This is a genomic window from Flavobacterium sp. ACN2 (genome assembly GCF_002303885.1).
Taxonomy (GTDB): Bacteria; Bacteroidota; Bacteroidia; order Flavobacteriales; family Flavobacteriaceae; genus Flavobacterium.
The window spans coordinates 112,739-130,241 of sequence record NZ_MRCM01000001.1 but is presented as its reverse complement, the minus strand read 5'-3'; the positions used below and the strand labels follow the sequence as shown (position 1 = coordinate 130,241).

The window sequence follows — 17,503 nt, the reverse complement described above, 5'->3', positions numbered from 1 at the left end:
TTCTAAGATTCTAAGAAGCAAAGTTACAAAGTTACAAAGGTTGAGAAGTATAATTCTTTTGAATTGCCTCCAGTTTTAACTGAAGGTTACAAATGAAGATTGAAAAAAGGCTTTAGCCAAACCAGTGATGTTTGGCTAAAGCCTTTGACTTTTGCTCTATTTTTCATCCAGCTAAAGCTGGATGCTATTCAAAAATTAGGAATGGGAAAAAATCATTTTAATCTTAATAATCTGTGGCTTTTTAAAATAAAGACTTTGCGTCTTAGCTGCCGATAGCTATCGGGATTGCGAGATTAATAATTATGCCTTGCGTATCAAAGGAATCAATTTTGTACCAATCAATTCAATGGCATTCATTAATTGTTTGTGTGTTAATCCTGCATTATCCATCTGGAAAGTAAATCGATCCACGCCGCCTAGAGCTTCGCTGTGGCGAAGAATTTTCTCTGCAGCTCTTTCTGGACCACCCACAATTAAAACACCTAAATCATCAATTAGGCCATCAAATTTGCCTCTGGTTACAGGAGGCCAACCTCTTTCATATCCTAATTTTGTCCATAATTCGGCATAACCGGGATAGTATTCTTCAATTGCTTTTTCCGTTGTGGTACCAACATATCCAGGTGAATGCAAGCCTACTTTTAATTCATTCGGTTTATAGCCTGCTGCTTTTCCTGCTTCACGATATAAATCGACTAAAGGTTTAAAACGATGTGTTTGTCCGCCAATTACGGCAACCATTAACGGAAGTCCTAACGAACCAGCTCTTATAAAAGATTCTGGTGTTCCACCAACACCAAGCCAAATGGGTAGTTTTTCTTGTAAAGCTCTTGGGTAAACAGGTAAATTATTTAAAGCAGGACGAAATTTTCCTTCCCAGCTTACAAATTCATTATCTCTAATTTGAAGCAGCAGTTCGAGTTTTTCTTTAAAAAGAGCATCATAATCTCTCAAATCATATCCAAAAAGGGGATAAGCTTCAATGGCAGATCCTCTCCCGACAACAATTTCAGTTCTTCCTTTCGAAATTAAATCTAAAGTCGCAAAACTCTGATAAACCCTCACTGGATCTGCTGCACTTAAAACGGTCACAGCACTTGCCAGTCGGATATTTTTTGTTCTAGCCGCCGCTGCACTCAAAATGACAGCTGTAGCAGAATCTAAAAACTCTTTTTTATGATGTTCTCCAATTCCGAAAACATCAAGACCAGCCTGATCTGCAAATTCAATTCGCTGCAGAAGCTGTTCCATAGCATCAACACTGCTCAGCGTGTTGTTATCGCCATACATCGCCGAAGCAAAACTGTCTATTCCTATTTCCATGTCTTTAAATTTCAATATTTTAAATTCCAAATTCCAAATCCCAAACTCCAAATTCCAAACTCTAAATCCCAAACTCCAAAATCTACAATCTAAAATCTAAAATTTTTTTAATGTGAGAAACCAAATGAAATACTGATAATGATAATCATGATTACAATTAATGTAATGCCAACGTACAAGTAATCTTTTTCCAATAAAAATGAAAATAGCGAAAGCAATACGCGTAAAACGGGTGTCATGAACAAGAAAATAATTCCTGTAAATATTAACGATTCTCCGTTTCCTTGAATTGCACCATTGTAAATAGCGGTAATTACTTCAAATATATTGCGGTCATTTTCTTTAAAAACAGAATAATCTTCAATTTGGCTTCCATTATGAATTAAATATACAATTCCGCCAATAAAAGCAACCGATAACGAAATCCAAACCCCATAACGAAGCAAGTTTCCTATAATAGTTTGAAAATCTTTTTCTCCAAATTTTTCTTCTTGTACCATATTAGATTTTTCCATTTAGTCCGTTATAAATCATGTTTATTGCCAAAACAAAAATCAGGCAGGCAAAAAATATTCTCAATTTCTTCGGATTTGTTCGCACTAAGATTTTAGCTCCAGCCATTGCGCCAAACAAAACTCCAATTACAACCGGCATACAAATTCCAGGTTCGATATATCCTTTTTGAATATAAATTACAGAACTCGCCATTGCTGTAACTCCCATCATGAAATTACTGGTTGTTGTAGATACTTTAAACGGAACACGCATAATGTTATCCATCGCGATTACTTTAAAAGCGCCAGAACCAATTCCGAGAAGACCCGACATCATTCCAGCAACTCCCATCATACTAAAACCGCCAATAACATTTTTGGTTCCGTACTTTATCACTTCGCCATCATGAGCAGGATAAGTTCCGTCTAATTTAAGTTTTTTAGCTAGCGGACTAGATTCTAAAACAATGTGTTCTTCTTTTTTTCGAAGCGAATTAATGGCAGAAAAAATCAGTGTTAAACCGAATAAAACCGCAATAAAAGAAGTAGGGGCGATAGTAGAAAGCAATGCTCCGCAAACGGCTCCTATAGTAGTAGCGATTTCGAGAAAAATTCCCATTCGCATGTTGGTAATTCCTTCTTTTACATAAGCGGCTGCAGAACCTGAAGAAGTGGCGATAACGGAGACTAGAGCAGCTCCAATGGCATAATGAATATCGACACCAAGAAGAATAGTAAGAAGCGGAATAATAATGATACCGCCTCCTAAGCCTGATAATGAACCAATAAAGCCTGCTAAAAAGGCACCCAGAATCATAATCAGCGTAAAGGTAAGTATTGTCATTTAAGATATGTTTTTGTAATGGCTAATTTACGAATACAAATTTGTTCGAAATAGCTTTATGACCTTAAATATACCTTAAAAATTTTTTTAGTGCTCAGTGTTTAGTGTTCAGTGTTCAGTTTTTTAGTGTTCAGTTTTCAGTCCCAGGTAGGTTAAGAGCCGAGAAGCTTTGTCAAAGTTTAAAACTTTGACAAAGCTAGCCTTTGTTACCGCAAAGACTGCAAACTGCGACTGAACACTAAAAAAACGGTATATTTGGAATCCTAATGAACTAAAACAGCAGTATTGAAGAGTAAAATCCTCACATATTCCTTAACACATCACAAGAGTTTATTTTCGTACGCAGATCAGAAAGAGTACTTCTATATCCAGACGAGTGAGCATCCTTACATTACCGAGCCTTATCGTGCCGAAAGCTACGCAATTGAGTTTCTAAGAAAAGGAAGTATAATCATGCATACTGGGCTCGAAACAAAAGTGGTTCATGCTCCAGCCATTATTGCTTTAGGGCCTTCGATAATAAGAAGTTTTTCTAAAAATGAGGACGAAATTCTAATCGATATAATATTTTTTAAACCGCAGTTTTTTCTAGAAAATCAAGCAAATGTCTTTTTTCTAACACAATATATTTTTTTTGAAAATAGTGATAGCAATATCTCTCCACTCGCAAAAGGAGAGGAAAGCAAGTTTGAACGCATTTTTAGCTTAATCAAAGAAGTATCAGAAGATCAGTCTAAGCATCAAGCCTCTATTTTGAGAAGTTATTTGTACATTTTAATTTATGAAATTGATGGTATTCAGAAAGAAAAAATTCCCACAGAAGTACAAAGCCCTTTATATGAAAAGTTTAAAGAGCTTCTTTTTAAAGATTTTCTGAATTTTAGAATGGTGCAACATTATGCGGATGAATTAAATGTAAGCCGAAAATATTTGTCTGAAGTCATTAAAAAGCATAGCGGAAAAACGGCTAGTGACTGGATTAGCGAAATGGTGATTCTGGAAGCTAAAGTTTTGTTGCAGAATAAAAAAATGTCCATCAATCAGATCAGCGATTTACTTCATTTTTCTGATCAATCTGTTTTTGGAAGGTTTTTTAAAAACTATGAAGGTATTTCTCCTTTAGAATATCGAAAAAAACAGATCGATTAAAATCATTCAGACGACATTTTGCACAAAACAGAAGTCTTTTCGCTCTTTTTTTAGACTAACATTCGGTGCAATTTTGTTTTTTATTTTTAAAGAAAAGAAATGAGTAAAATTGCAAAATTTGTTGTCATAATCAACGATAATGTCTTTTGGATGGAAGACAAAGCCGTTCAATTCTATACCAATTTATTTAAGGAAAAAGAGTTAGGAGAAAAATATGCCGAAGAACATCTTTCGAAAAAAGAGTTGTTTCGAATTCAGAACGATTTTTCAATCGAGATTCTGATGGCTCATCTTGGCGAAACTCCACAAGCGTATTTAAAATTAGATTCGTCGAGAATACGAAATGAAAACCTTGGTGCATCAAAAGCAATCAATCTGAGTGAGATTGTTTATTTTGATGAAGAAGATTTAAAAGTACTTATTAAACGTGCTGAAGAAATTGCTTCTCAGCGAAAACACGATTTAATTTGGGTGAGCGCTTTTGCCTTAGATACTGCTTTGATCGATATTTTACGATCATTAAATTACGAAGAATTTGATTTAGAAGAAATTGTTGAAGATCAATTTCCGAAACGAATTTACCTCAGAAAAAAGATGTGAACAGATGTTTTTTAAGCTGAACTTTTCGAAGCGATTAACTTTGTCAAAGTTTTAAACTTTGACAAAGTTTCTAGAACGCTTTTATCGAAAACTATATCCTATTGTCAACGGCATAAGATGTTTTACCAATATTGGCAAGCAGTAAAGCCGCTGCACAACTTGTCCAAACCGAATAGTCGAGAGGTGCTTTTACAGAAACGGAAACCGACATAGCAAATGCAAAAAAGAACATTAAAAGGGTAGTTCCTAAAGCGGCAAGTCTAGTTTTGAAACCGAATAACAATAATAGGCTTAGTAAAACTTCAAAGAAAGTAGCAATTCCTGCGAGGACTTCTGCTGTGGCTTTGTTGGCAAAAGAATTTAGAGATTGGGTGTAGATTACGAAGTTTTCCCAATTTCCCCAGGCAACTGCGTGAGATCCTGGTGCGCCCCAAACTCCAAATCGGTCCGCTACGGCCGAAAGCATTGTGATTCCTAAAACTATTCTTAAAATTAAACCTGCTTCTAATATTGTGATATTTTTCATTCTATAATTAATTTTTGATTTGAAGATGTTCTAGGTTCTTCTTAACCAAAGTTTTGTTTCCAACTACTTTAAAACCAAGCTTTAAATACAGTTTTTTAGCACTCGGATTGTCTTCCTCAACCAGCAGACCTAAAACCTCTTTATTTTTATGAACGTATTTATCTATCAAAAATTGCAATAATTGAGAACCAATTCCTTTTCCCTGATATTTCGGATTCACGCCCAACGAATCTATGTAATATTCACCTTCACGGGTCTCAAATTCAGGATCGAATTCAGGATTATAATGTTTTCTAACGTATTCAATAATAGGATTTCGTAATTCTTCAATGTCAGCACCATTATAAATGTTTACTGCACCAATGATTTCATTATTCTCTTCGGCCACAAAACAGTTTTGATAAGAATATTGATTGTTTTCTCGTTCAACGAAATATTGCAGAAAGTCTTTCGCGGAAGCGTAATCTTCCTTAGCTATAAATTTATAGATAATGTCTTCCATTGCTAACAATAATATAGGAGCAATATATTTTGAGTCTGATTTTTCGGCTTTTCTGATATTCATAGTGTAGTATTTTTAGCAAATTTAGTCTTTAAAATTATTTCACGCAGATTTTAAAGGATTTGAGCAGATCTTAGCAGGTTTTAAATAAAAAATCTGCAGAATCAGCTATAATCTGTAAAATCTGCGTGAAACAAAAAACACAATATGCTTAATATATACAAATATACGTTCGATATATACCAATTTTGAGATTTCAACTCGTCTTATCTTTGTAATATAGTTTTAATTTAAACATTAAAAAGAAATGAAAGCAATAGGATTTAAAACATCATTACCCATAGAAAACCCAGAAAGTTTTATCGAATTTGAAGCCGTAAAACCAATTCCTGGGCCACACGATTTATTAGTTAAAATTGATGCGATTTCAGTAAATCCAGTCGATTTTAAGATTCGCCAAAACAGTGCGAAAGACACTGTTTTAGAAACTCCAAAAATTTTAGGTTGGGACGCTGTCGGAATCGTTCAGTCTGTCGGACAGAATGTTACTTTGTTTGAAGTAGGCGATCCTGTTTATTATGCTGGAGATATTACCAAACAAGGCAGCAATGCCGAATATCAGATTATAGATGAAAGAATTGTTGGTAGAAAACCAAAAGCATTAAGTATTGAAGAAGCTGCTGTAATTCCGTTAACGGCTTTAACGGCTTGGGAAATTCTATTTGACAGAATCAGAATTAGCGCTGATAAAGACAAAGGAAAATCAATTTTAATTATTGGTGGAGCAGGAGGAGTTGGTTCAATTGCCATTCAGTTAGCCAAGAAAATTGCTGGCTTAACCGTTATCGCAACAGCGTCGCGTCCAGAAACGATTGCTTGGTGCAAACAGCAGGGAGCTGATTTTGTTGTAGACCATAAAGATTTGATTTCTTCGGTTCGAGAGGCTGGCTTTGAGTACGTTGACTTTATTTTAGATTTTGTCGACACCAATGCTTATTGGGATACAATGGTCGAATTGATTAAACCGCAAGGGCATATTGCCTCCATTACAGGAAGCAGCGACCCAGTTGCATTAACCAAGTTGAAAAGCAAAAGTGTTTCTTTTTCTTGGGAATTGATGTATACGCGTTCTATGTATCAAACGGAAGACATGATCGAGCAGCATAATATTCTGAATATTGTAGCCGATTTACTCGATGACGGTATCTTGAAAACGACTTTAAACACTACTTTAAACGGACTTACAGCCGAAAATCTAAAGAAAGCACACGAACTTTTGGAATCGGGAAAAACAATTGGAAAAATTGCGATAAAGTTTTAAAGTAAATCACGTTTGTGATAGTCTAAAAACGGTTATTTGGAATTGTTTTAAATAAGATTGTTTTTCATAGGGAAATTTTTGTATTTTAGTCGGCTTATAAACCCAATTTTGATATAATTTTTAACCTAAACAAAATTTTTTATGATTTCAAAAAACACAGACCTTGGATTATTGCTATTGCGTATTAGTACTGGTGGATTAATGCTTTTTCACGGTGTTTCTAAATTGATTCACGGAATTTCTTTCCTTGTTGATAACATGGGCGCATTTGGATATGCGGTTTACATTGGTGAAGTTTTAGCTCCAATTGCTATTTTATTAGGATTTAGAACTAGAATTGCTGCAGTTCTTTTGGCTATCACTTGTGTGGTTGCAGTTGCAACAGCCCACGCTCAGGACATTTTCACCATTAGCGATCACGGAGGTTATGCTTTAGAATTATTAATGCTTTACCTTTTTGGAGCTATTGCCTTGTTTTTTACTGGAGCAGGTAAATTTGCCCTTTCTAAAAACAATCAATGGGACTAATTTATTAGGTCACTTATAAATATAAAAAAGCTCTAAATTTCGATTTAGGGCTTTTTTATTTAAATCCCTTTCATTTTGAAAATCAGCCTATCATTTTGATAAGCTTTTACAAATTGATTAAAGCCGATTTTTTATTATTTGTTTTATAACGAATGGTTTATTGTAGTTTGAGATGCTATGGCATGCCTTTTGTTTTTATGTTGTGGATTATTAAACAAGCCCTTAATTATACAACATTTAAGAAATATGAAAACAAGTAATAAAAGAAATAAAGAAATCACAAAAACGTACTTTTCAAATAAATCTAGACGAAATAAAGATCGATTCGTTAACTTAATGGTTTTTACAGTAGTTCTTTTTATCACCGTTATGCTGATTGCTAAAATAGTTTAGGTATCATGAAAACTATCGAGTATAGAAAAGATGCAACTGTTTTTTCTTCCCATGAAAAAGTTGCCGAATCTTATGATTTTATTTTAGAAGAAACAAAAGGCAAACATGTTTTTTATCTAAATGAAATCTGCGAAGAAACATTATTATCTGCCAAAGCTCGCGGAACGGGAATCTCAAGTAGACCGCCCGAGCTTCTTGAAAAAAAGATGAGAGAAGGTGAAGCCGTTATCGCAATTACACGAGATGGAAGATGGGCCGGTTTTGCTTTTATATCTTCATGGGAAAATGGAAAATATGTTTCTAATTCGGGATTAATTGTTGCGCCTGAGTTTAGACACACTGGCCTGGCAAAAAAGATTAAAAAAAAGATCTTTGAACTCAGCCGTAAAAAATATCCAAAAGCGCTTATTTTCAGCCTAACTACAGGTCTTGCCGTTATGAAAATGAATCACGAAATTGGCTTTGAACCCGTTACTTACGCTGAATTGCCAAATGATGACCTTTTTTGGGAAAACTGTAAAAGCTGTATCAACTGTCCTATTTTATTAAGCAAGGGCAGAAAAAACTGTTTGTGTACCGCTATGCTGTACGATCCGAAGAAAAACGGATCTACTGTTTCAGATTTTCGATAAATAAGCTGGAAAAATCTTTTTTATGCTATTTTTGCGCTCAAATTACCAATTTAGTTACCAAAATAGCAATGAAATCTTTATCAGCACTTTTCTTTTTTATTCTTTCTGTTTCTATTAATGCACAATCTGTCAACGGTATTGTAAATGACGGAAGCGGAAAATCTTTATCAGAAGTATTAATTCGTGATTTAACCTCAAAAACACACGCACATACTGATGCCAACGGAAAATTTACATTGGAAGGAGTGGAGGTAAATGATAGTTTGCTGATTACAAAAAAAGGATTTTCTCCTCAAAAAATTAAACTTGCTTCTTTGGATTTCTTAACGATTTCAATAAATGAAAAACCTTTTTTGTTGGAAGAAGTTAAGATTAGCAATAATCTAAAATACTTGAATACCATTTCTAAAATTGATTTTGAAATTCAGCCAATTTCAAATTCTCAAGATCTGCTGCGAAAAGTTCCAGGACTTTTCATCGGTCAGCACGCAGGAGGAGGAAAAGCCGAACAAATCTTTTTAAGAGGTTTTGACTGTGATCACGGAACCGATATTAACATCACTGTTGACGGAATGCCCGTAAACATGGTTTCGCACGCACACGGGCAAGGGTATTCAGATCTGCATTTTGTGATTCCAGAAACAGTAGATAATATTGATTTTGATAAAGGAGCCTATTTTGTAGATAAAGGCGATTTTACAACTGCAGGATATGTTGGTTTTAATACTAAAAATGCTTTGCAGAACAGCTCTATTTCTTTTGAAGGAGGACAGTTTGATACCTTCCGTACCGTTGCGATGTTTAATTTATTGAACAAAGAAAACCAATCGGCTTATTTTGCGGGAGAATACATGATGACAGATGGTTATTTTGATGCGCCTCAGAACTTTAACCGAATTAATTTATTTGGAAAATACAATGCTAAAATGGAGAATGGAGATCGTCTGGCTATTTCGGTTTCCCATTTTAAAAGCCAATGGGATGCCAGCGGACAGATTCCAGATCGTGCGGTAAACGACGGAACCATTTCGCATTTTGGAGCAATTGATTCTAATGAAGGAGGGAATACTGATAGAACCAATTTCAATTTGCAGTACGATGCAAAAATTGACGAAGACACACATATTAAAAGCAGTGCTTATTTGAGTAAATATGATTTTGAACTGTATTCTAATTTTACATTTTTCTTGAATGATCCTGTAAACGGCGATCAGATTAAACAGAAAGAAAATAGAACTATTGTAGGTTTTCAGTCGGAATACGATCAGAAACTAAATGAAAAATGGCGTTTTAAATTGGGCGCTGGACTTCGAAATGATAATAATAAAGATGTAGAGTTGTCTCATACATTAGACAGAAAAACAGTTTTAGAATATTTGAGTTTAGGAACGGTAAATCAAACTAACTTATTTACTTATTCAAGTCTTGATTTTACAGCAGGAAAATGGCTGGTAAACGGAGGTTTGCGTTTAGATTATTTCAAATTTGGTTACGAAGATCAATTAGCTCCAACTTACACCAATCAGACGCAGACCAAAGCAATTGTGAGTCCGAAACTGAACTTTTTGTATAATCAGAATGAAAAATTAAACTATTTCTTGAAATTAGGAAAAGGATTTCACAGCAACGATACTCGAGTAGTAGTGGCGCAAAGTGGTGAAAAGATTCTTCCAGAAACGTACGGAGCAGATTTAGGAATCAATTGGAAACCATTTCCACGTATGATTGTTAATTCGGCAATTTGGTATTTGTATTTAGCGCAGGAGTTTGTTTATGTTGGAGACGAAGCGGTTGTTGAACCAAGCGGAAAAACAGAAAGAAAAGGTTTCGATTTTGGTTTCAGATATCAATTGACCAATTGGTTATTCTGGAATACCGATTACACCTATACGCACGCAAGAGCAATTGACGAACCTAAAGGAAACGATTATCTGCCATTAGCTCCAAAAAATACGTTGATGAACGGAATTTCGGTAAAAGATCTAAAAGGATTTTCAGGAAGTTTAAGAACCCGTTTTTTAGGCGATAGACCAGCAAACGAAGATAATTCGGTTATAGCAAAAGGGTATTGCATTACCGATTTTTCTGTGAATTATCAAATAAAGAAAGTCTCGATTGGCGTAAACATCGACAATATTTTCAATACAAAATGGAAAGAAACACAATTCTTAACCGAATCAAGACTGGCAAATGAAACCGATCCTGTAGAAGAAATTCATTTTACAGCAGGAACGCCGCTTAATGCAAGATTGATATTGAAATATATGTGGTAGAAGTTAGTCCAATGTGTCAATTAGAAAATGTGCCAATTAGATAATGCGAGTAATTATCTAATTGGCACATTTTCTAATTATCAAATTCTATTATCGGGTAAAATAACATTTTCACCGAGCAGATCGTGTGTTCTACCGATGACAATTTTAATTGATATACTCGCGATATACTTTTGATCAAAATTAAAACCTTAAAAATCAAAATTATGTCATTATTTACGCCTCTTCTTTGGATTTTATTAATCGCTCCGATTATTGTTATTGCATGTTTCAAATCGGAAAAACTGAATTTAAAATATTTAGGATTTTTCATTTTATATTTTCTTGCCGATGTGTTTTTACAGGCTTCAGGAAAACAATTGATAAATCTTGATTTAAAGTTCAATTGGGCAGGAAAAGTCCTTAGCTTAGTTTTAGCATTGATTATTATCTTTTCGGTTTCAAAAGAAGAAAGAATCAAAATCGGATTTACTTCTAAAACCAATTCGCCAGCAAGCTTGAAATTTGGATTGTTAGTTTTCTTCGGATTCACTTTTTTCGACATTATTTTTAAACTCATTTTATTTCCAAAAGGAAATGCCTTCAATCTAGAAACTTTTCTTTTTCAAGCCACAATGCCTGGATTAACAGAAGAAATCCTTTTTAGAGGAATCTCTTTATGGCTTTTAGATAAAGCTTTTGCGCCAACATGGAATTATCGAGGCATCAAATTTGGCTGGGCGTTTGTTATCGTAACGGTTTTATTTGGAGTTTCTCACGGAGCAATTCTAGATCAGGATTTACATTTGAAGTTCGATATTATTACAATGGTATACCTCACATTAATTTCTTCTTTGAGCGTTGGTATTTTAAGACAGTTTTCAGGAAATCTTATTTATTCTATTCTAGGGCATAACACGATTAATTTGATTAATGCGGTTATTAGAATTTTATAAAACCTGCCAAATTAAAGTTATATTTGAAACTGCTTTACAAATCTTTTACATGCCAAATACCACATCGACTTCGGGATATTTTTTAGATAAAATGGCGCAGCTGAATTTTGATCACTTTTTTACGAGAAGAAATCGAATTTTACTGCACGTTTTCATGTGGTTAGGTTTTTCTATATTGCTTTTTTTGAGTTATGTAATTGGCTATAAATTAGTCTATTTTGATGCTATTTTGCTAACAATTAGAATGGCATTGGTAAATATGATTGTGTTTTATATGCTGTTTTATCTTTTGTTACCAAAGATATTTTCAGGAAGCAAAAACCGAATTATAATACTGCTATTATTGGTTTTTCCAATTTCCATATTTGTCTGGATGGCGGCAACGTATTTTATTTCACTGATTTATTATGCTTTAGGTCTTGAAATTACTTTTGGAGAACTGAAAGGCGTTATTAAAATGAGCGCAAATCAAACTTTTCTAGAAGCAGTTTCTCCAAAAAGAATGCTTTCGCAGACCATAATTATTATTTCATTGCTTTCGCCTTTTTGTTTTGCTAAAATATTGGTCGAAATCACGAAACTCTATAACAAGAAATTTCAAATTGAAAGAGAAAAAACAGCTTTGGAAATTCAGAATATTCAAATTGAAAAAGACTTTCTGAAGGCGCAGTTAAATCCGCATTTTTTATTTAATACCTTGAATAATCTTTACGGACTTACGGTTAGAAAAGACAATCTGGCTCCAGAATTAATCTTGAACCTTTCGGATATTATGAGCTATACGCTTTACGAATCGAATACCGAAATTGTCCGTTTGGAAAAAGAATTGGATTTTATCAAAAACTATACCGCTTTAGAAAAAATGCGTTATGCAGATGAAACGAATATTCAAGTTACTATTGAAGGACAAACTGCAGGACTTTTTGTTGCACCGCTTCTAACATTTACCTTCATAGAAAATGCTTTTAAATACGGTTTAAAAAGCAAAAATGCCTTTGTAAAACTTGACATTAAGATGGAAAATAATACTTTTTGGTTTAGTTTAGAGAATGATTCGGAAGTAATGGAAAACGATTCTGATTTTGGCGGAATAGGAGTAAAGAATGCGCGTAAACGTTTAGAATTGCTGTATCCCGATCAATATAAATTAGAAATTGAAAGACTGGAAAACTCGTTTAAAGTCGATTTAAAAATAGTTTTAAGAAAATAATGGAAAAACTGAAATGCATTGTTGTTGACGACGAGCCAATTGCAAGAGATATTATCGAATCTTTTATTGCTGAAATTCCGTTTTTGGAACTAAAAGACTCGTTTGCAGAAGCGTCTAAAGCATTATTGTTTCTGCAGGAAAATGAAGTTGATATTGTTTTCAGCGATATCGAAATGCCTAAATTTAATGGTTTAGAATTGGCGCAATCGCTTACCAATGCGCCAGTTATTATTTTCATCACAGCACATCGCAATTTTGCTTTGGAAGGATTTGAAACCGGAGCAGTCGATTATCTCTTAAAACCTGTTCGTTTTGATCGTTTCTTGAAAGCGGTAAATCGTGCCAAAGAATATCTTTCACTAAAGAAGATAACTTCGGTTCATCAAATCAATTCCGATCGAATTTTTATCAAATCGGAAGGAAAACTGATTAAGATTCTTTTGAGTGAAATTCTTTATGTAGAAGCGCAAGGCGATTATCTGAAATTCGTTATCAACGGCGCATCATATACAACTTTAGGAACTTTAAAGTCAATGGAGGAAGTTTTGAAACTGCCAATGTTCTTTCGCGTGCAGCGTTCTTTTATTCTAAATTTGGAAGCGGTGAGAAGTCTCAACGGAAATGTGGTCGAATTGATTGATGGTCGAACTATTTCTGCAGCTTTGAATAAAAAAGAGGAATTGTATCAACTGTTAGGTATTAAATAATGTGCTAATGAGTCAATGTGCCAATTAGATAATGAGGTTAATTGACTAATTATTTAATTGACACATTTTCTAATTATCTATTCGCATTGATATAATCCGTTGGTGACATATTAAAATGCTTTTGGAAATTTCGTCCAAAACTCGTTTGCGATTTGTAGCCTACCATTTCTGCGATTTCGTACATTTTGTAGTTTTCGTTTAATAATAGCTCGGCAGCTCTTTTTAATCGTACGATATTGATTAATTCGTTCGGACTCAGATTTGTAATGTCTTTGATTTTTCGGTATAAAGTCGAGCGGCTCATATTCATGATTTCGGCTAGTGATTCTACACTTAAATCCTGATCGGTTATGTTTTTAAGAATTTCGTCGTCGAGTTTTTTCAGAAACTTTTCATCGGTTTTATTGTGAGCAATGCTTTTAATGTGCGAAAGCGGAGAACTTGCATAATAATTCATAATCTGTCTGCGGTTTTCAATCAGATTATTGGCTTGTACTTTCAGATAATCCATAGAAAAAGGTTTGGCTACATAAGCATCTGCACCAACTTCAAGTCCGTCGATTTGTGATTTCAGCGAATTTTTAGCTGTTAAAAGAATTACCGGAATATGACTCGTTTCCAGATTGGTTTTAATCTTTTTACACATCGTAATTCCGTCCATGATTGGCATAGTCACATCCGAAATTACCAGCTGAATGTTTTGATTATGAATTATTTTGAGGGCTTCTTCACCATTTTCTGCTTTTAAAATAGTGTATGTTCCTGCCAATTCTGTTGTAATAAAACTTAGAAGATCTTCATTGTCTTCCACCACCAAAACCTGAGCTTTTTCATTTTTGATTTCAACAGCTTCTTTTGGCGTTTCGCTTTCAATCTGTTCTTTTTCAGCATCGGCGTAAAGCATAAATTCTTCTTCTTGATGTAGCGGAACAACCAATTCGAAGATATTGTAATTCGTATCTTCAATCAACTCTAAACTTCCGTTGTGCAATTGCGCTAAAGAATGTGCTAACGAAAGCCCGATTCCAGTTCCTGAAGCCGTACTACTGTCGTCAACTCTAAAAAACGGTTCATAAATTTTATTTTTTAAATGAATTGGAATCACATTTCCGTCATTTTTTACAATCAAATGGAGTTTCTTTTCATCTCTAAATAAAGAAATAAAGACTTTTTTATTTGAGTATTTAATCGCGTTGTTGATCAAATTGCTCAAAATCTTTTTGAAAGCTTCTTTATCTACAAAAGCATGAATGTCTTTTTCGCCTAACTCCAATTCAAATTCCAGTTCACGTTCTTCAATTAACTGGCTGAATCTTAAATGGAAATTTCGAACCATCGAAGAAATATTCGCTTCGACGAAAGTCAATTTCAAGCCGCCAATTTCAGATTTTCTAAAATCGAGCAATTCATTGACCAGTTTCAATAAACGCGAAGTGTTTTTCTTCATAATCGAAAGATGCTGAGGTACTTCTTCCGATTCGTATTTCATGCCTAAAAGCTTTTCCAGCGGACCTTTAATCAAAGTCAAAGGCGTTCTGATTTCATGCGCGACATTCGTAAAAAAATCAATTTTTGCCTGATAGATTTCTTTCTCTTTTTCGTCGTTTAGATGCTTTATTTTACGGTTATTCTTAATCTGAGTCAGATTTTGAGAATAACGGATAATATAATACAATCCGGCGCAGAACAATATAAAATACAATATATACGCATAAGTGCTGGCATAAAACGGAGGCAGAATGGTAATTTTGAGTTTTATCTCTTTGCTCCAAACTCCAAAGCTATTCAAGGATTTTACTTTAAAAACATAATCGCCAGGCGCCAGTTCAGTAAAGAAAACTTTGTTGTTTCTTCCTAAATAAACCCAATCATTATTAACGTTTTCGAGCTGAAACCAATATTCGGTCAATTCTGGCGCGGTATAATTTAAAGATGCAAACTCCAAATTAAAAGTCGACTGGCTGTTGTTGAGTTCCAATTCGTCTAGAAACGAAATAGACTGCGAAATAGGCGAGTCGGGGCTGTTAACTTCAATGTCTTTATTATTGATTTGCAGATTGGTAATGTAAATAAAAGGCGTGTATTTGTTTTTACTGAAATGCTTCGGATTAAAACTGATCATTCCGTTTAGGTTTCCAAAATACATATCGCCGTTTGCATCTTTAAAAGCCGAATTGTAATTGAACTGATCGCTCAATAATCCGTTTGCGGTGGTAAAAATCTTGATTGCTTTATGATCTGGACCAAATTTTACCAGACCTTTGGATGTTGTCAGCCACAAATTTTTAGAATCGTCTTCCAAAATAGAGTAGAAGACATTACTCGGCATTCCGTTTTTGGTTGTGAATTTGGTAAAAGTATGGTTTTGTCTGTTTACGAGATTCAGTCCGTTTTCGGTAGCAATCCATAAGTTTTTAGAACTGTCTTCAAAAATGGCATTTATTGTATTATTGCTTATTTCGTTCGGATTTTTATAATCATAGGTAAAAACCTCTTTTTTCTTTGTTTTCGGATTATAAAATAACAATCCGTCGCGATAGCTTCCAGCCCAGAGATTGCCATCGCTGTCTTCTTTCATATTCGTATAATGATACGTTTCTGGAAAGAATTTCAGTATTTCAAAATTATCAGCCTGTTCGTTATAGCGATAAAGTCCCGATGTTGTCACTACAATCAGGTCGTTGTTTTTCATTTCATAAAAAGAAAAAATAAAATTGCTATGCAATCCGCTTCGGCCATCATTTGCGCTGTAATGTTTGATAACTGCGCCAGAATTTCTGTCCAAAACATCTAAACCATGTTCAAAAGTTCCGACCCAGATTTTGTCTTTTCGAGGCATTAAAGCATGAATATTATAATAGGAAACGGGATAAGTAGTAAACTTTTGAGTTTTTGGATTAAAACGATTTACGCCCGCATCTTCGGTTCCAATCCATAAATCGCCATGATCATCTTTATGAATTTCTCGAACTGCGCTTCCGCTAATAGAGTTCTGGTTGTTCTGCGGAAAATACTTTTTAAACTGTGTATATTGTTTCTGATGGTAATTGACTCCGCCAAAATACGTTCCAATCCAGATTCCGTTTTCTTTATCAATTGTTATTGAATAAGCCGCATTATCTGAAATCGCGTACGGATCGTTATAGTTTTTCTTAAGATTTACAGCGGTTTTAGTTTTTAGATTATATACATACACACCCGATTCGCTCGCAATCCAAAGTTCATCGTTTCCTTTTTTTCTGAATTGACGCACGAAAACCGGTTCTTTGATTCCAAATTTAAGTTCACTTGTCGTTTTATCTTTTCTATTATATAGCAGTACGCCGTGATCGAGCGTACCAATTACGATGTTTTCGCGATCAACGGCATAAATAACCGTAATTCTAAAATTGGCTTTATCGGCTGGAGGATTTAACGGAATATTCTCAAAAGAAAGGTTTTCTTCCGAATAATGATAGATTTTATTTAGAGAAGAAGCCCAGATTTCGCCTTTATAATCCTTCGTAATCGAAGTGGTGATGAAATATTTGTTCGGGTTAAAAGTGATCGTTTCTTTCTTTTTTGGTGCATACTTATACAAAATGTTGCCAGAAACAAACCAAATGTTGTCTTTTTGATCGTGATTGATGTCATTGATACGATCATTTATAGCTTCATTCAAAATCGTAAAGTTGTCCTGCTTTTTGTCGTAATGATACAAACCTTTATCAGTCCCAACCCAAATCGTGCCGTTATGTTCGTGCAGCGACTGTATATAATTGCTTCCTAAACTGTGTATTGGGTCTCCGTTGCTTCTATAGGTTTTAAAACGATAGCCATCAAAACGGTTCAAACCATCTTTAGTTCCAAACCACATAAAACCATCATTATCCTGAATGGAGGTTAAAACGGTGTTGTTTGAAAGTCCTTCTTCTACCTGAAAATGTTTAAAATAATAATCTTGCGCATTCGAAAAATTTATCGAAAAAAGGCTGAAACATAAAAAAAGAAAGAATTTACGCATAGGTCTGTTTTTAAGGCTAAAATCAATATTTCTGCAAATCGTCTCAATATTCTACAAAATGTT

The 17,503-nt window shown here is 34.3% G+C and carries 15 protein-coding genes; 9 read left to right on the top strand and 6 right to left on the bottom strand.

The window, feature by feature from the left end; translation table 11 throughout:
* Positions 1-300: 300 nt before the first annotated feature.
* From BSF41_RS00460 to BSF41_RS00450, 3 genes are all read right to left on the bottom strand, one after another.
* Complete coding sequence (locus BSF41_RS00460) at positions 301-1,323, bottom strand: LLM class flavin-dependent oxidoreductase (protein WP_095927840.1); 1,023 nt, start codon at positions 1,321-1,323, stop codon at positions 301-303.
* 107 nt (positions 1,324-1,430) lie between these two features.
* Entirely contained in the window at positions 1,431-1,838 is a 408-nt protein-coding gene (locus BSF41_RS00455) for a DUF1634 domain-containing protein (RefSeq protein WP_095927569.1), read from the bottom strand.
* The gene (locus tag BSF41_RS00450) at positions 1,825-2,661 is read right to left on the bottom strand and encodes a sulfite exporter TauE/SafE family protein (protein ID WP_095927568.1); all 837 of its coding nucleotides are present in this window, start codon (positions 2,659-2,661) and stop codon (positions 1,825-1,827) included. Before BSF41_RS00450 ends, BSF41_RS00455 begins: the two co-directional genes overlap by 14 nt.
* Before the next feature lie 285 nt (positions 2,662-2,946).
* On the opposite strand from BSF41_RS00450, the gene BSF41_RS00445 reads away from it, so the two are divergent.
* Positions 2,947-3,810 (top strand): AraC family transcriptional regulator, encoded by an 864-nt coding sequence (locus BSF41_RS00445; protein WP_141248101.1) that lies wholly within the window; start codon positions 2,947-2,949, stop codon positions 3,808-3,810.
* A gap of 99 nt (positions 3,811-3,909) precedes the next feature.
* Positions 3,910-4,410 carry a hypothetical protein gene (locus tag BSF41_RS00440; protein ID WP_095927566.1) on the top strand — a complete coding sequence of 167 codons (501 nt, stop codon included), beginning with the start codon at positions 3,910-3,912 and terminating at the stop codon, positions 4,408-4,410.
* A 91-nt stretch (positions 4,411-4,501) separates the two neighbouring features.
* Here BSF41_RS00440 and BSF41_RS00435 read toward each other — a convergent pair whose 3' ends face one another.
* On the bottom strand, positions 4,502-4,936 hold the full coding sequence (locus BSF41_RS00435) for a DoxX family membrane protein (protein ID WP_095927565.1): 435 nt from the start codon (positions 4,934-4,936) through the stop codon (positions 4,502-4,504).
* 7 nt (positions 4,937-4,943) lie between these two features.
* Positions 4,944-5,501, bottom strand: a complete 558-nt coding sequence (locus BSF41_RS00430; protein ID WP_095927564.1) for a GNAT family N-acetyltransferase — start codon at positions 5,499-5,501, stop codon at positions 4,944-4,946.
* Positions 5,502-5,745: 244 nt separating this feature from the next.
* Here BSF41_RS00430 and BSF41_RS00425 point away from each other — a divergent pair, with 244 nt between their 5' ends.
* The 7 genes from BSF41_RS00425 (at position 5,746) to BSF41_RS00395 (ending at position 13,437) form a co-directional block, all read left to right on the top strand.
* Positions 5,746-6,759 (top strand): zinc-binding alcohol dehydrogenase family protein, encoded by a 1,014-nt coding sequence (locus BSF41_RS00425; RefSeq protein ID WP_095927563.1) that lies wholly within the window; start codon positions 5,746-5,748, stop codon positions 6,757-6,759.
* A 141-nt stretch (positions 6,760-6,900) separates the two neighbouring features.
* Entirely contained in the window at positions 6,901-7,287 is a 387-nt protein-coding gene (locus BSF41_RS00420) for a DoxX family protein (RefSeq protein WP_095927562.1), read from the top strand.
* A 398-nt stretch (positions 7,288-7,685) separates the two neighbouring features.
* Positions 7,686-8,312 carry a GNAT family N-acetyltransferase gene (locus BSF41_RS00415; protein WP_095927561.1) on the top strand — a complete coding sequence of 209 codons (627 nt, stop codon included), beginning with the start codon at positions 7,686-7,688 and terminating at the stop codon, positions 8,310-8,312.
* Between the two features lie 68 nt (positions 8,313-8,380).
* Positions 8,381-10,585 carry a TonB-dependent receptor plug domain-containing protein gene (locus BSF41_RS00410; RefSeq protein WP_095927560.1) on the top strand — a complete coding sequence of 735 codons (2,205 nt, stop codon included), beginning with the start codon at positions 8,381-8,383 and terminating at the stop codon, positions 10,583-10,585.
* Between the two features lie 206 nt (positions 10,586-10,791).
* Positions 10,792-11,520: a CPBP family intramembrane glutamic endopeptidase gene (locus BSF41_RS00405; RefSeq protein ID WP_095927839.1), complete on the top strand. Its 729-nt coding sequence runs from the start codon at positions 10,792-10,794 to the stop codon at positions 11,518-11,520.
* A 49-nt stretch (positions 11,521-11,569) separates the two neighbouring features.
* The gene (locus tag BSF41_RS00400) at positions 11,570-12,730 is read left to right on the top strand and encodes a sensor histidine kinase (RefSeq protein ID WP_095927838.1); all 1,161 of its coding nucleotides are present in this window, start codon (positions 11,570-11,572) and stop codon (positions 12,728-12,730) included.
* On the top strand, positions 12,730-13,437 hold the full coding sequence (locus tag BSF41_RS00395) for a LytTR family DNA-binding domain-containing protein (protein WP_095927559.1): 708 nt from the start codon (positions 12,730-12,732) through the stop codon (positions 13,435-13,437). Before BSF41_RS00400 ends, BSF41_RS00395 begins: the two co-directional genes overlap by 1 nt.
* A 73-nt stretch (positions 13,438-13,510) precedes the next feature.
* Here the strand turns inward: BSF41_RS00395 and BSF41_RS00390 are convergent, their stop codons facing one another.
* Positions 13,511-17,440 carry a hybrid sensor histidine kinase/response regulator transcription factor gene (locus tag BSF41_RS00390; RefSeq protein WP_095927558.1) on the bottom strand — a complete coding sequence of 1,310 codons (3,930 nt, stop codon included), beginning with the start codon at positions 17,438-17,440 and terminating at the stop codon, positions 13,511-13,513.
* Positions 17,441-17,503: the final 63 nt, after the last annotated feature.

What these genes read in the sequence shown, in the direction of transcription:
- BSF41_RS00460 (WP_095927840.1), bottom strand. Translation starts at nt 1,323, where the DNA reads ATGGAAATAGGAATAGACAGTTTTGCTTCGGCGATGTATGGCGATAAC.
- BSF41_RS00455 (WP_095927569.1), bottom strand. Translation starts at nt 1,838, where the DNA reads ATGGAAAAATCTAATATGGTACAAGAAGAAAAATTTGGAGAAAAAGAT.
- BSF41_RS00450 (WP_095927568.1), bottom strand. Translation starts at nt 2,661, where the DNA reads ATGACAATACTTACCTTTACGCTGATTATGATTCTGGGTGCCTTTTTA.
- BSF41_RS00440 (WP_095927566.1), top strand. Translation starts at nt 3,910, where the DNA reads ATGAGTAAAATTGCAAAATTTGTTGTCATAATCAACGATAATGTCTTT.
- BSF41_RS00435 (WP_095927565.1), bottom strand. Translation starts at nt 4,936, where the DNA reads ATGAAAAATATCACAATATTAGAAGCAGGTTTAATTTTAAGAATAGTT.
- BSF41_RS00430 (WP_095927564.1), bottom strand. Translation starts at nt 5,501, where the DNA reads ATGAATATCAGAAAAGCCGAAAAATCAGACTCAAAATATATTGCTCCT.
- BSF41_RS00425 (WP_095927563.1), top strand. Translation starts at nt 5,746, where the DNA reads ATGAAAGCAATAGGATTTAAAACATCATTACCCATAGAAAACCCAGAA.
- BSF41_RS00420 (WP_095927562.1), top strand. Translation starts at nt 6,901, where the DNA reads ATGATTTCAAAAAACACAGACCTTGGATTATTGCTATTGCGTATTAGT.
- BSF41_RS00415 (WP_095927561.1), top strand. Translation starts at nt 7,686, where the DNA reads ATGAAAACTATCGAGTATAGAAAAGATGCAACTGTTTTTTCTTCCCAT.
- BSF41_RS00410 (WP_095927560.1), top strand. Translation starts at nt 8,381, where the DNA reads ATGAAATCTTTATCAGCACTTTTCTTTTTTATTCTTTCTGTTTCTATT.
- BSF41_RS00405 (WP_095927839.1), top strand. Translation starts at nt 10,792, where the DNA reads ATGTCATTATTTACGCCTCTTCTTTGGATTTTATTAATCGCTCCGATT.
- BSF41_RS00400 (WP_095927838.1), top strand. Translation starts at nt 11,570, where the DNA reads ATGCCAAATACCACATCGACTTCGGGATATTTTTTAGATAAAATGGCG.
- BSF41_RS00395 (WP_095927559.1), top strand. Translation starts at nt 12,730, where the DNA reads ATGGAAAAACTGAAATGCATTGTTGTTGACGACGAGCCAATTGCAAGA.
- BSF41_RS00390 (WP_095927558.1), bottom strand. Translation starts at nt 17,440, where the DNA reads ATGCGTAAATTCTTTCTTTTTTTATGTTTCAGCCTTTTTTCGATAAAT.